This is a genomic window from Amycolatopsis sp. cmx-11-51 (assembly GCF_047608665.1).
Taxonomy (GTDB): domain Bacteria; phylum Actinomycetota; class Actinomycetes; order Mycobacteriales; family Pseudonocardiaceae; genus Amycolatopsis.
In genome coordinates this window covers 12,309-24,685 of record NZ_JADNQO010000013.1, presented here as the reverse complement: position 1 = coordinate 24,685, position 12,377 = coordinate 12,309, and the positions used below count along the sequence as shown (strand labels likewise).

Sequence of the window (12,377 nt, the reverse complement as noted above, 5' to 3'; positions counted from 1 at the left end):
ACGAACTCCTCCTGCGCAGGGACCGAAAGAACGCGGCAGCTGTCCCGTATGGCGCGAGGAAGCCAAAAGTTGTTACGGATACAAGAATAAATGCGTACAAACCGCTGAGGACACGCCGAGAACGGGGCCGGATGGGTGCGGGTCACCGGCCGCCGGATTCCCCCGAATGGCTCCAGGGTGAAGTTCTCCTTCTGCTGGTGGTAGTCCGGGCTTGATGTCTCTGGTGCCTGCGGGGGCCGAGTGGGGAGGATTCGGAACGGTGAACGTCCGAAATCTTCCCCGCTCGGGCGTGCCGGAGGGAGGCATGTCCCTGAACCTCTGTTGATCAAAGCTTCGCAGCGGTGTGATCCCGCGACGATGTAGGAATTGGGACACTCAACGTCCCAACTCCTCCATCGTCAGCTCGCGCAGCGACGAAGAGCCGCCTGAACTGCAAGACCTCGACTTCGCCGGGACCCTGCGCCTAGGTGCAGGAAAGGGGCCTTCAGGGTGGGCAAGGGGGCTCTCACGGACCGGGATCGAAGGGTGACATGGCTCACAGTTAACGATAAGGACTATCATTTTCATTAAGCTGCGGCCGTGCTTTTCCTTCCTCGGCGCCTGCTCGCCACTTCACTCATCACCATCTCCGCTGCCGCCCTCGTGGGCTGCGGTGCTCCGGGAGCGTCAGGGGGTGCGCCGGATAGGTTCGTCGTGATCGACGCGGAGGAACTCGGCCGGTTCAATCCCTTGACCGGACACGGCGGCAACGGCGAGTCGAAGATCTACGAGAGCCTGTACCGGGTCGCGGAAGGTCAGGACGACCGGATCCCGGACGCGGTGCCGGTGCTCGCGGAGGGGGCGCCCGAACCTGTCGACGGCGACCTGGGCCACTGGCGAGTGCGGACCAGGAAGGGCGTCAGCTTCTCGGACGGGACGCCCTTCGGGCCCGAGGATGTCGCGGCGACGTACAACGCCGTCGTCGATCCGAAGTTCGCGTCGCCGATCGCCGCGAACTTCGATTTCCTCCGCACCGCACAGGTGACCGGTCCGGACACCGTCGATTTCCGGCTCAACGGCGCGTACGGCGATGTGCCGCACAGGCTGTTCCTCTCGATCGCGCCGTCGGAGTCGTTGGCGACGCCGGGACCGGCGGACAAGTTGCCGCTGGGGGACCGCCCGATCGGGACTGGCCCTTACGCGCTGACGGAGCTGCGGCCCGATCAGGTCGTCCTCACCGCGCGCGACGGGTACTGGGGCGCCAAGCCACAGGTGAAGACCTTCGTGGTGCGGCGAACCGACGACGAAAAGGCGCGCGCGGCCCAGCTCGCGGGCAGTGCCGACGGCACTCGTCTGTCCCCCGCGCTGGCTCGCGCCGTCGCGAAGGACGGCTACCGCACGGTGGTCAGCAAGGCCAACGACTGGCTCGGCGTCACGCTTCCCAGTGGAAACCCGGTGGCCGGTGACGCGGCCGTCCGGCTCGCGCTGAACCTCGGTGTCGACCGCGGTGCGATGGTGCGCGACATACTGCAGGGCGAAGGGACTCCGGTTTCGACGCTGGTCACTCCGCTGTTCGGCGACGCCTATGATTCCGCGCAGGACTTCACTTTCGACGCGGACCGCGCGCGGAAGGTGCTCGACGACGCCGGATGGCGCGTCGGCGCGGACGGTGTTCGCGAACGCGATGGCCGCCGGGCGCAGTTCGACGTCGCCTACTACCCGACGGAGACGTTGCGTCGTGATCTGACGATGGCCACCGTCTCCGACGCCAAGAAGATCGGTATCGAGATGAAGCCGGTGGCCGTGGAGAAGTCGACGATGACCCCGCAGTATCTGTCGGGCACCGCGTTCCTGCTCGGCGGCGGCGGGCAACCATACACAGTGGACACTCAGCTGTATCCGAAGTTCCACTCCCGGTACGCGGCCCCGGGTGCCGGATCGAAGTGGGACAACGCCTCGGACTACGTGAACCCCGAAGTCGACAAGGCGCTGGAGGCGGCGCGTGTCGAACGGGATCCGGCCAAGCGAGCCAAGTTCTACCGGGATTTCCAGGCCGCCTACCACGCCGCGCCCGGCATGCTCGCCCTCGTCTCGGAGAACCACGTGTACGTGGTGCGGGACAACGGTTGGCAGTTCGGGGCCACCGCACTGGAACCGCACAGCCACGGGGTTGCCTGGGGACCGTGGTACTCCCTGGCGCGCTGGACGCGGAAGTGACGCGGTCGCGCCGCGCCCGGATCGGTCGTCTCGCCGTACGCCGCCTGCTGTTCGGCGTCCCGTTGGTCCTCATCGTCTCGATGGCCGCTTTCGCGCTGGCCGCGGCGAGTCCGTTCGACCCGCTGGATGCCTATCTCGGCGGGGCGGGCGACGGCTACACCGAGGCCGAACGCGAGGTGCTCCGCCACACGCTGGGGTTCGACCAGAGTTGGATCGCGGCCTGGTGGCACTGGATTTCCGGCGCGGTGACCGGCGATTTCGGCTACTCGCGGGCTTACCACGAGCCTGTCGCGCAGGTACTCGCCGAACGGCTGGGATGGACGGCGTTGCTGGGCTTCGCCGGTTCGGTGGTGGCGGTGGTGCTGGCGTGCGCTCTGGGTGTCACGGCCGGTTTGCGGGCCGGTGGTCTCGCCGACCGCGTGATCAGCGGGACCGCCGTGGTGCTGCAGGCGGTTCCGCCGTTCATCATCGCTTTGGGCGCCGTCCTGCTGTTCGCCGTCACGCTTCGCCTGTTCCCCACTTCGGGGCTCACGGATCCGGGAGAGCCGATCACGGCCGCTTCGGCCGCGCGCCATCTCGTCCTGCCCGCGTTGGTCCTCGGCGTTTCGCAGGTGCCGTGGCTGGCGCTGGGGCTGCGGGAAGCCATCACCGGAGCCCTGGGAAGCGACGCCGTCCGGGGCGCCCACGCCCGCGGTCTTCCACGCCGTGTCGTCCACAGTGGACACGTGTTGCCGATGGCCTCGGCGCCGTTCTTCGCCCTCATCGGCGGAAGGCTGCCGGAGCTGCTCGTCGGGGCCACCGTGGTGGAGACCGTCTTCGCGTGGCCCGGTCTCGGCGACGCGACCGTGGACTCCGCGCGAGCACTGGACTTCCCGCTGCTGGCGATCGTCACCGTGCTCATGGTGGGGCTGGTCGTGACGGGCAACCTCGCCGCGGACGCCGCCGCGATCGCCGTCGACCCGAGGATCGAAGCCGATGGCTGACCGCGGACACGCCACCTGGTTGGCAGGCGCGGCCGTGGTGGTCTTGGCCGCCTACGCGATCATCACCCCGCTCGTGCATCCGATCGACGAGGCCATCACGGATTTCGCGGCGGCCGATCAGGGCCCCGGCGCCGGGAACTGGTTCGGCACCGACACTTCGGGCCGCGACCTGTTCACCCTGGTCGCGATGGGAATGCGGGTATCGCTGGGAATCTCGCTGGCCACCGCCGTGCTGTCCACGATCGTCGGGCTTCTCGTCGGGATCGCGGCCGGTGCGTTCGGTGGCTGGTGGGACCGTGTCGGGATGCGCGTGGCCGACGCGATGACGGCCATCCCCAGTCTCCTGCTGTCGCTGCTCATCGTCACCCTGTTCCGGGGTTCGCTCATCGCCATCGTCGTGTCGCTCGTGCTCACGCACTGGACGGCGACCGCCCGTGTCGTCCGCGCCGAACTGCTTTCGTCGCGCAACGCCGAGTACGTCGAGGTGGCGCGGCTCAGGGGATTGCCGGGGGTGAAGATCGCACGGATCCATTTCCTGCCCGTCGCGGCGGGCCAGGCCGGGGTGGCCGCGGTACTGCTGGTCGCCCACGCCGTCTGGCACGAGTCGACGCTGTCGTTCCTGGGCGTCGGATTGCCGCCGCACCAGGCCTCGCTGGGCACGCTGCTCGCCGAGTCCGGGGAAGCGTTGCTGCTCGGGCACTGGTGGCGGCTGGTGTTCCCGGCGGGCGCGATCGTCGCCGTCACCCTGGCGCTTTCCGCGCTGGGCCGGTCTTTGACCCGGCGTCCGGAGGTGATCGCGTGACGCTGTCGCTCGAAGGCGTCGGGGTGCGGATCCCCGTCGGCCCCGGTCGTGAAGTCCACGCTCTCACCGACGTCGACCTCGTCGCCGTCCCCGGCAGGCCGCATTTCGTGATCGGCGGCTCGGGTTCGGGGAAGTCCACCCTGTGCGCCGCGGTGACCGGACTTCTCCCCGGTACGGCGAAGTTGACCGGGAAGGTCGCGGTCGACGGTCACCAGGAACCGCGCAGGGGGAGCGTCGTCGGGGTCGTGCCGCAGTCCGCGATGACCTGCTTCACGCCCGTCCGGCGGCTCGGTGGGCAACTCGCGGAAACGGTGCGCCACCTTCGCGGTGAACGCGGGCCGGAAGAGCTGCTCGACCTCGTTGGCCTCGAAACCGACGCGCTGAGGAAGTACCCGCACGAGCTTTCGGGCGGCATGGTGCAGCGGGCGGCGATCGCGGCCGCGCTCGCGGGCGATCCGCCGGTGGTGGTCGCGGACGAACCGACGTCCGCGCTCGACCGGGAACGTTCAAGGAACGTCGTCGCGCTGCTCACCGGGCTGGGCAGGGAACGCGTCGTCCTGGTGGCCACCCACGACATCGACGCGTTGCCGGACGACGTGGACCTGTCCGTGATGTTCGCTTCGCGCATTGTCGAGACCGGTCTCGCGTACGAGGTCCTCAAGGCGCCGCGGCACGCCTACACCCGCGACCTGCTGGCCGCGCTTCCCGAGAACGGGCTGCATCCGTTGCCACATCCCACTCCTGACCTCGTCAACCTGTCCGCCGACTACCGCTATGGGGGCTGATCATGCTTTCGGCTCGTTCTGTCGCGGTCGGTCGCGGCCGTATCCCGTTACTCGAAGGTGTCGACCTCGACGTCGAGCCGGGAGAGATCGTCGGTCTCGTCGGTCCGTCCGGCTGCGGCAAGACGTCGCTGGCGCGTGTCCTTTCCGGACTGGACCGGCCGCTCGACGGCGAGGTGCGCATCGATGGCCGGGTGGCGATGCTCTTTCAGTCCCCACGCCGGTCCGTTGATCCTCGCCTGACGTTGCGCCGGTCCATCGAGATCTGCGCGGCGGATCAGGACGTCGACTGGGAACGCTTGTGCGCCAAAGCGGATCTCCCGCTCGGCCTGCTCGACCGGTTCCCGCGCCAGGTGTCGGACGGGCAGTTGCAGCGGGCCGCGATCGCCCGCGCGTTCGCCGGCGAACCGGGCTATCTCCTGTGCGACGAGATGACCGCCGCCCTCGACCCGGCGACGACCGCCGCCGTTGTCACGACCGTGCGCCGCGCCGCGGACGACGGCCTCGGAGTGCTCTTCATCAGCCATGACCTGCCCTTGGTCGGTGCGTGCTCCGATCGCGTTTTCGAAATCCGGGACGCGCTCGTCGCACCGTCCCCCACCCTGTCCACAAGAAAGGTCGACCGTTCATGAACTCCGGCCCCTCGCTGCACATCCTCACGCGAACGGATCTGCGAAACCTCGAACTCGCCCCGGACGAGGCGATCACCATGGTCGAAGACGGCTACCTGGCCTACGCGTCGGGAGCGTCGCGCAACCCGGCGAAGCTGATGGTGCCGATGCCGGATCCCACGCGGGACGCCGTCGCGTACTCGATGCTCGGGTACGACGGTTCCCTCGAACAGGTCGCGTTCAAGACGAGCTTTCGGCAGGGCAGCACGTCGGCCGAGAAGTACTACACGACGATCACCCTCTACGACGACAGCACCGGCCTGCCGTTCGCGCTCATGGACTGCCATCGCGTCGGCGCCACCCGCACGCCCGCCAGCACCGCGCTGATCGCGCGTACCTGCGCCCGGCCGGGCGCGCGCACCGCGCTCATGGTCGGCACTGGCGCGCAGGGGATCCGGACCCTGCCGTACCTGCTCACCGCCTTGCCGGACCTCGAACGGCTGCGGCTGTTCGGCACGCATCCCGACGGCCTCCGTGACAGCGTCGCCGCGGTGAAGGATCGATTCCCGGACCGCGAGGTCGAACTCGTCGACGACGTCGAGGCCGCCGCACGCGAGTCCGACATCGTGGTCGCCGCCTCGGGCAGGGCCGCGCACCCGAAGATCCGGCTCGGCTGGCTGCCGCCGGGCGGGCTGCTGATCTCCGTCGCCAGCAAGGGAGTCCAGGAGGGCACCCTCGCCGAAGCCGACTACACCGTGGCCACCAACGGCGCGCAGGTCGAGGTGACCGGGCAGCGGATGGCGGGCCCGGACGGCGTGTTCCGCATCGACGCCGAACTACCCGACATCCTCACCGGTCGCGCACCGGGCCGCCACCGCGACGAAGACCGGGTGTTCGCGTTCAGCAGCGGCATGATCATCACCGACATCCCGGTGGCGCACGCGCTGGCCGCCCGCGCCATCGCGGCAGGCCGAGGCCGCGAGGTGGCTCTGTGGACCTGATCGACACGCTGTCCCCGCCCCTGCCCGCACTCGAACGTCCTTGGGCACACCGGTTGCGTGGTTCGGAGACGCTGTGGGAGATCGCCCGAGGTATCGGCGGCGGCCCGTTCCACGTGGTCCATCCGGCGTCCTTCGCCGAAAACCTCGGCGGAATGGTCGCCGCGCTCGCCGCCGAGCGTGTTGACGGCACCGTCTACTACGGGAAGAAGGCGAACAAGGCGGCGGCATGGCTGCGGGAATGCACCCGGCCCGGCACCGGGGTCGACGTCGCGAGCGTGCCCGAACTGGTGCACGCCCTCGGAAACGGTCTGCGCGGCGAGTCGATCGGCGTGACCGGTGCCGCCAAGCCCGACGGTTTGCTCTGGCTCGCCCTGCGGCATCGCTGTCTCATCGCGGTGGACGCGGCCGACGAACTGGAACGCGTCACGCGGCTGGCCACGGAGATCGGGGAAACCGCCGAGGTGCTGCTGCGGGTGCGTCCGCCGTCGGCGCCGGAGAGCAGGTTCGGCTTCGCCGCCGACGCGCTGACGGCGGCCGTGCGGCAGTGCGCGGGCCCTGTCGTCTTGCGTGGGTTCTCGTTCCACCTGGACGGTTACGACCCGGTGCCGCGGGCGGAACTCGCCGCGTACTTGATCGGCCTCTGCCGGGACGCCCGCGCGCTCGGGCATCCCGCGTCCAAGATCAGCATCGGCGGCGGGATCGCCGTGTCCTATGTGGACGCCGATGACTGGGCCCGGTTCGAGTCCGGCAGGCATGACGGCTGGTTCCACGCCTGCCGAAACCCGGCGCGGACCTATCCGTATCACCAGTCGCCGACCGGCGCGGCCATGGTCACCGCCATCCTCCGGCACGAGATCGCCGGGAAACCGCTGGCGGATCTGCTGCGCGCGTCCGGGATCGAGCTGCTGCTCGAACCGGGCCGTGCTCTTGTCGACGGCGCCGGCTTCTCGGTGTTCCCGGTGCTGGGCTGCAAAGCCGCCGACGAGCACCTGATCACCACGGTCGCGGGTCTGTCCATGAGCCTCTCGGAGCAGTGGAAGGGCAGCGAGTTCCTGCCTGACCCGGTCCTGGTACGGCAGGACGGTCCGGGCGGCACGCCGGTGCGCACGATCGTCGGGGGTTCCAGCTGCATGGAGTACGACGTGCTGACCTGGCGCGCGGTGGAACTGCCCGCGCGGCCGAAGACCGGCGACCTGCTCGTGTACCCCAACACGGCCGGCTACCAGATGGACAAGAACGAGAGCGGCTTCCACCAGCTTCCCCTCCCGCCCAAGGTCGTGCTCGACGGTGACCGCTGGCATCTCGACACCGACCACCCGATCCAGGAGATCCGATGACGATCGTCCAGCGCGCGTCCGATCTGATCGGGAACACGCCGCTGCTGGAGCTCGCGCGCACCGGTACCGGGACCCGCCTGCTGCTCAAACTCGACCACCTCAACCCGACCGGCTCGTGCAAGGTCCGCATGGCCAGGCAGATGATCGACGAGGCCGAACTCGACGGCCTTCTGCGGCCCGGCGGGCATATCGTCGAGCCCACCTCCGGCAACACCGGGAACGGGCTCGCACTGGTCGCGCTGGAGCGTGGCTACCGGTTCACCGCCGTCGTCGATCACCACGCGGCAAGGGAAAAACTCCGGATGCTGCGGGCGCTGGGCGCGGAACTGGTGTTCGTCGAGTGCCCGCCGGACGGCGGGGTCAGTTCGGTCCAGCGCAGGCGGGTCGCGGCCCGCATCGCCGCCGAAACCGGTGCCTACCATCCCGACCAGCACAACCATCCCGGCAACGGCAACGGGTACACCGGGCTGGCACGGGAACTGGTGCGGCAGCTCGGCGACGTCGACGTGCTCGTCGCGGCGATCGGCACCGGCGGCTCCCTGTGCGGGACGGCCCGTGCCCTGCGCGCGGCGGGAGCCGGCACCCACGCGGTGGCGGTCGAGCCCGTCGGCTCGATCATCTTCGGTGGCGCGCCGGGGATCTACCACCAGACCGGGGCGGGCAGCCCGGCCGGTTTCCCGGTGGGGGACAACGTGGACCGGTCCGTGATCGGCGAAGCCCACCGCGTGTCCGACAGCGACGCCTTCGCCGGCGCCCGCGTCGTCGCGCGGCGTACCGGCGTGCTGGTCGGCGGGACCACCGGCGGCGCGATCCACGTCGCGCTCCGACGGCTCTACTCCTACCCGGCCGGAAGCACGGTCGTGGTGCTGTGCAACGACTCCGGGGAGAAGTACCTCGACTCGGTCTACGACGACGAGTGGCTGCGTGCCAGGGGAGTGCTCGACGAGCTGGCCCACCGCCGGATGGACCGCTGGTTCACCACGTACGCCGAGTCCGTGCGCGTGGCCACGCGCGACAGGCGGGCTCGTTCGGCGCCGGTGGCGGTGAGCGCGTGAGCACGCCGGTGGCGACGCGCGGATATCGGGCGCTGGTCGCGTTGGCGGCGCCGATCGCGGGGATCCAGCTGGCGCAGGTGGCGCTCACCAGCGTCGACCTGGCCATGCTCGGGCTGCTCGGCGTGACCGCGGTGGCGGCGGGCGGACTGGCGATCCTGCTGTACAACCAGATCCGCACCATGTGCGTCGGCATGGTCACCGGCGTCGGGAACCTCGTGGCGACGGCGGCCGGGGCGGGTGAACTCCGTACCGGCACGGACGAACTCGACGCTCGGGCGCGGGACGAGATCCGGTCGCTCCTGCGGTCGGCGCTGCTCGTCGCGACACTGACCGCGGCGATCGGCGCGGGCGTCCTTTGTGGACTCGCGGCCGCTTTGCCGCTGCTCGGCCAGCAGCCGGAGATCGTCTCGCTCGCCAGGGCGATGATGTTCGCGCTGGCCGGTGGGCTGTTCCCCATGGTGTGGCTGAACGTGTTGCGCCAGTTCGCCGTCGGACTGCGTCGTCCGGGTTCCCTGCTCGCCGTGACGTGCGTGTCGATCGCGGTCAACGCCGCCCTCGACGCCGCCTTCATCTACGGTTGGGCGGGCCTGCCCGAACTGGGTGTCACCGGAATCGGCCTGGCGACGACGCTGGTCCAGTTCTTCACCCTCGCCGTGTTCGCCTCGGCCGTCCGCCGGGATCCACGGCTGCGGCCGATGGTTTCGCTCGCGCTCTGGCGCGCGGATCTGGCGGTGGTGCGGCACATCGTCCGGCACGGGACGCCGATCTGCTTCACCTACGGATCGGAAGCCGCGATCACCTCGATCGCGACGGTGCTGATGGGTGCTTTCGGCCCGGCGATGCTCGCCGCGTCGAACGTCGCGAACCAGCTCGCTTACATCGTCTACCAGGTCAACATCGGGCTGTCGCAGGGATCGTCCATTTTGGTCAGCCGCGCGGTCGCCCATGGCGAACGACGGCAGGCACCCGCGATCGCACGTCAGGCACTCACTCTCTCGTGGGCCTTCATGGCGGTGGTGAGCCTGGGTTACCTGGTGGTGCCTCAGCTTCTGTTGTGGCCGTTCCTGCACGACGAGGCGGACGCGGTGGTACTCGGCACCGCGTCGACCTTGTTGCTGTTCGCCATCGCGCAGCAGTACAGCAAGGGAACCCAGAACATCCTCGTCGGCTTGCTGCGCGGGCTCGGGGACACCGCTTCCGGGCTCCGCTGCACTCTCGTCGGGTACTGGGTCGTCGGTGTGCCGGCCATGGTCCTGTGCGCCTATGTGTTCGCTTGGGGCGGCTGGGGAGTCTGGACGGGTCTGTGCCTCGGTTTCGCGGCGACCGCGGTCCTGCTCGGACGGCGTTTAGTCCTCTAGTTGCGGTGCGATCCCGGGCGCTGTCGGCGTAACTCGCGTGATTGGACGGACAACTCGCGTGATTGGACGGATATCTCGCGTGTTGTCCGTTTAATCACGTGAGATGTCCACCTGATCACGTGAGATGTCCAGCTGATCACGCGAGTTCGCCTGATGGCGTGGGCGAGCGGGATCACGGGGGTGGCCGGGGTCCGGTGGCCGATGTCGAATTCCGTCCAGCCCAGCAGATTGTGCAGCTCGGCGAGCACGGTCAGCAGCCGCGACCGGAGTACGGCGGGGACGGCGCTCCAGTGGAGCAGGAGGCTGACCGTTTTCATGACATGCACCGCGTCCCGGCTGAAGCCCCCGCCTTGGCGGTAGTCCAGCGCCCGCAGGACGTCGACCGCTGTTTCCAGTTGCCCGACGTCGGCCGTGTCGATGCGGTTCCGCTTAACTCTTCCGGTCGTTGTCATAACTCATCTCACGTAAGTCATGCCCCGGTCACCGGCTACCCACAGTTGATTCTCGCGAAACCGGACCGTCAGTCGGGGATGTCGAGTTCGGTGTGCCGGGATGCGAGGGTGCGGGCGAGTTCGGCGAGCTTGACGTTGAGGTCCTGGGAAGTGCGGCGAAGCAGGTCGAAGGCCTCGTCGGCGGTCAGGCCGCGTCGTTGCATGAGGATCCCCTTCGCCTGCCCGATGACGTCGCGGGATTCGATGGCCTGCCGGAGGTGGCTCGCTTCCAGTTCCGCCCGGCTCACGGCCTGGGTGCTCGCCAGTGCGAGTGAGCAGTGGGTGGCCAGCAGCAGCGCGGTGTCCTGAGCGACGGCACCGAGCGCGTCGGGGCGGCGGCTGTAGATGTTCAGTGCCCCTGGCAGCTTCGGCGGAGTCGCGTCGGGCACCAGCACGGTGGACAGGATGGCAATGAAGCCGTGCTTCACGGTGGCACGGGAGAAGTCCGGCCACCGTTGCTCGGTCGTCAGATCATCACTGCGGACGTGACCGGGGCTCCCGTCTGCGGCAGTATCGACGCAGGGGCCGGTCCCGGCGCGGTACTGCACCTCATCGAGTTCCAAAGCCACCTCACCGGTCGAGACGGGGGTGTAGAAAGTCCCGTCTGGCGCGCGGAGGGTGACCGAAACCAGATCCGCGCCCGGTACCACCCGGTACGCGGCAGCGATCACCTGCTCGAGGACTTGAGCGGGCGTCGAGGCGGCCAGCAGCAGGCGGGTGAGTTCCACGAACTGCTTGGACAGCGGCCCTGCGGACCCGTTCGTGCCGGAGATGAAGTCGGCCTTCTCACGCTGCCAAAGTCGTTCGTCTGCCATCAGTGACCATTCAGTAGGTTTCCGTGTTCACCGGATACCCAGTGACCCGGCGATTCTCACATGGTCCGAGGCGCGGCGTCGCTTTCCCCGGCGGTGACCTCCTCGACGAAGCGGGCGGCGACGTCGTGGAGTTTCGTGTTGCTGTGCTGCGATTCGGTGACCAGCCGCTCGAAGGCGGCGTCGGCGGAGATCCGGTGGACGGCCATGAGGATGCCCTTCGCCTGTTCGATCACGCCTCGCGTTCGCATGGCTTCCTTGAGTTGCACGGTGAGGGAGCGGGCGTCGCGATAGCGCCGATCGCTATGCAGCCCGAAGGTGACGACCGAGGTGTACAGGTTCAGGAGGTGCGCGTCACTGTCGCGGAATCCGTGGTCGCCGAAACCGAAGAGGTTCAGCGCGCCACTGAGCCGGTCGTCGACGTGCAAAGGCGCGGCGAGATAGCTGCCCACCCCCAGCGCCCGTGCCGATTCGGTGAAGTCCGGCCACATCCGCTGGGCGGGGCCGACCGACAGGCGGACGATCTTCCCGCTGCGTGCCGCCTGCAGGCAGGGGCCGTCACCCGTGCTGTACTGGATCCGGTCGATCCGGACGGCGCGGTCGTCGGTGCTCGCGGCGGTCTCCGCCGTTCCGGAATCGATGGCGGTGATACTGGCCATGTCCGCGCCCGGCACGACGCGCACCGCTTCCGCGCAGATGGTCGCCAGGATCTCCCCGTCGTGGGAATCGGCTTCGAACGTGCGCGCCAGTTCCGTCACGGCGGAGGCCAGCTCGTCCAGCTGCCCGTTCATCGGGGACTCTTCGGTCATCGTGGTCCGCTCCGTTCCCTGCACCGGTTGAGCGGGGCCGGCCACCGACGGTCGTCCCGCGACGAACCGCTCGGGCTCAACGGATCGCGTCGAGCTTAGCCGCTGGAGGGCGACGACAGAACCGGCCTTCCTTCCGGACC

Annotated in this window: 12 protein-coding genes; 9 read left to right on the top strand and 3 right to left on the bottom strand. The window is 69.0% G+C overall.

What is annotated here, in order from left to right; translation table 11 throughout:
• The first annotated feature begins 693 nt into the window (after positions 1-693).
• The 9 genes from ACM6LU_RS31120 to ACM6LU_RS31080 are packed head-to-tail and all read left to right on the top strand — an operon-like array spanning position 694 to position 10,125.
• The gene (locus ACM6LU_RS31120; protein ID WP_414941378.1) at positions 694-2,196 is read left to right on the top strand and encodes an ABC transporter substrate-binding protein; all 1,503 of its coding nucleotides are present in this window, start codon (positions 694-696) and stop codon (positions 2,194-2,196) included.
• On the top strand, positions 2,163-3,179 hold the full coding sequence (locus ACM6LU_RS31115; protein WP_414941377.1) for an ABC transporter permease: 1,017 nt from the start codon (positions 2,163-2,165) through the stop codon (positions 3,177-3,179). The genes ACM6LU_RS31120 and ACM6LU_RS31115 overlap by 34 nt, the downstream gene beginning before the upstream one ends.
• Positions 3,172-3,981, top strand: coding sequence for an ABC transporter permease (locus tag ACM6LU_RS31110; protein ID WP_414941376.1), 810 nt, complete (start codon positions 3,172-3,174; stop codon positions 3,979-3,981). Before ACM6LU_RS31115 ends, ACM6LU_RS31110 begins: the two co-directional genes overlap by 8 nt.
• Positions 3,978-4,766, top strand: coding sequence for an ATP-binding cassette domain-containing protein (locus tag ACM6LU_RS31105; RefSeq protein ID WP_414941375.1), 789 nt, complete (start codon positions 3,978-3,980; stop codon positions 4,764-4,766). The genes ACM6LU_RS31110 and ACM6LU_RS31105 overlap by 4 nt, the downstream gene beginning before the upstream one ends.
• Before the next feature lie 2 nt (positions 4,767-4,768).
• Positions 4,769-5,395 (top strand): ABC transporter ATP-binding protein, encoded by a 627-nt coding sequence (locus ACM6LU_RS31100; protein ID WP_414941374.1) that lies wholly within the window; start codon positions 4,769-4,771, stop codon positions 5,393-5,395.
• A complete protein-coding gene (locus tag ACM6LU_RS31095; RefSeq protein ID WP_414941373.1) occupies positions 5,392-6,375 on the top strand; it encodes an ornithine cyclodeaminase in 984 nt (327 codons plus the stop codon). Before ACM6LU_RS31100 ends, ACM6LU_RS31095 begins: the two co-directional genes overlap by 4 nt.
• Complete coding sequence (locus tag ACM6LU_RS31090; protein ID WP_414941372.1) at positions 6,366-7,712, top strand: Y4yA family PLP-dependent enzyme; 1,347 nt, start codon at positions 6,366-6,368, stop codon at positions 7,710-7,712. Before ACM6LU_RS31095 ends, ACM6LU_RS31090 begins: the two co-directional genes overlap by 10 nt.
• Complete coding sequence (locus ACM6LU_RS31085; protein WP_414941371.1) at positions 7,709-8,767, top strand: cysteine synthase family protein; 1,059 nt, start codon at positions 7,709-7,711, stop codon at positions 8,765-8,767. The genes ACM6LU_RS31090 and ACM6LU_RS31085 overlap by 4 nt, the downstream gene beginning before the upstream one ends.
• The gene (locus ACM6LU_RS31080) at positions 8,764-10,125 is read left to right on the top strand and encodes an MATE family efflux transporter (RefSeq protein WP_414941370.1); all 1,362 of its coding nucleotides are present in this window, start codon (positions 8,764-8,766) and stop codon (positions 10,123-10,125) included. Before ACM6LU_RS31085 ends, ACM6LU_RS31080 begins: the two co-directional genes overlap by 4 nt.
• Here the strand turns inward: ACM6LU_RS31080 and ACM6LU_RS31075 are convergent.
• The 3 genes from ACM6LU_RS31075 to ACM6LU_RS31065 all read right to left on the bottom strand — a co-directional run bounded on the left by ACM6LU_RS31075 (position 10,122) and on the right by ACM6LU_RS31065 (position 12,237).
• Complete coding sequence (locus ACM6LU_RS31075) at positions 10,122-10,577, bottom strand: hypothetical protein (RefSeq protein ID WP_414941369.1); 456 nt, start codon at positions 10,575-10,577, stop codon at positions 10,122-10,124. The genes ACM6LU_RS31080 and ACM6LU_RS31075 overlap by 4 nt on opposite strands.
• A 68-nt stretch (positions 10,578-10,645) precedes the next feature.
• The gene (locus ACM6LU_RS31070) at positions 10,646-11,431 is read right to left on the bottom strand and encodes an ANTAR domain-containing protein (protein ID WP_414941368.1); all 786 of its coding nucleotides are present in this window, start codon (positions 11,429-11,431) and stop codon (positions 10,646-10,648) included.
• A gap of 56 nt (positions 11,432-11,487) precedes the next feature.
• On the bottom strand, positions 11,488-12,237 hold the full coding sequence (locus ACM6LU_RS31065; RefSeq protein ID WP_414941367.1) for an ANTAR domain-containing protein: 750 nt from the start codon (positions 12,235-12,237) through the stop codon (positions 11,488-11,490).
• Positions 12,238-12,377: the final 140 nt, after the last annotated feature.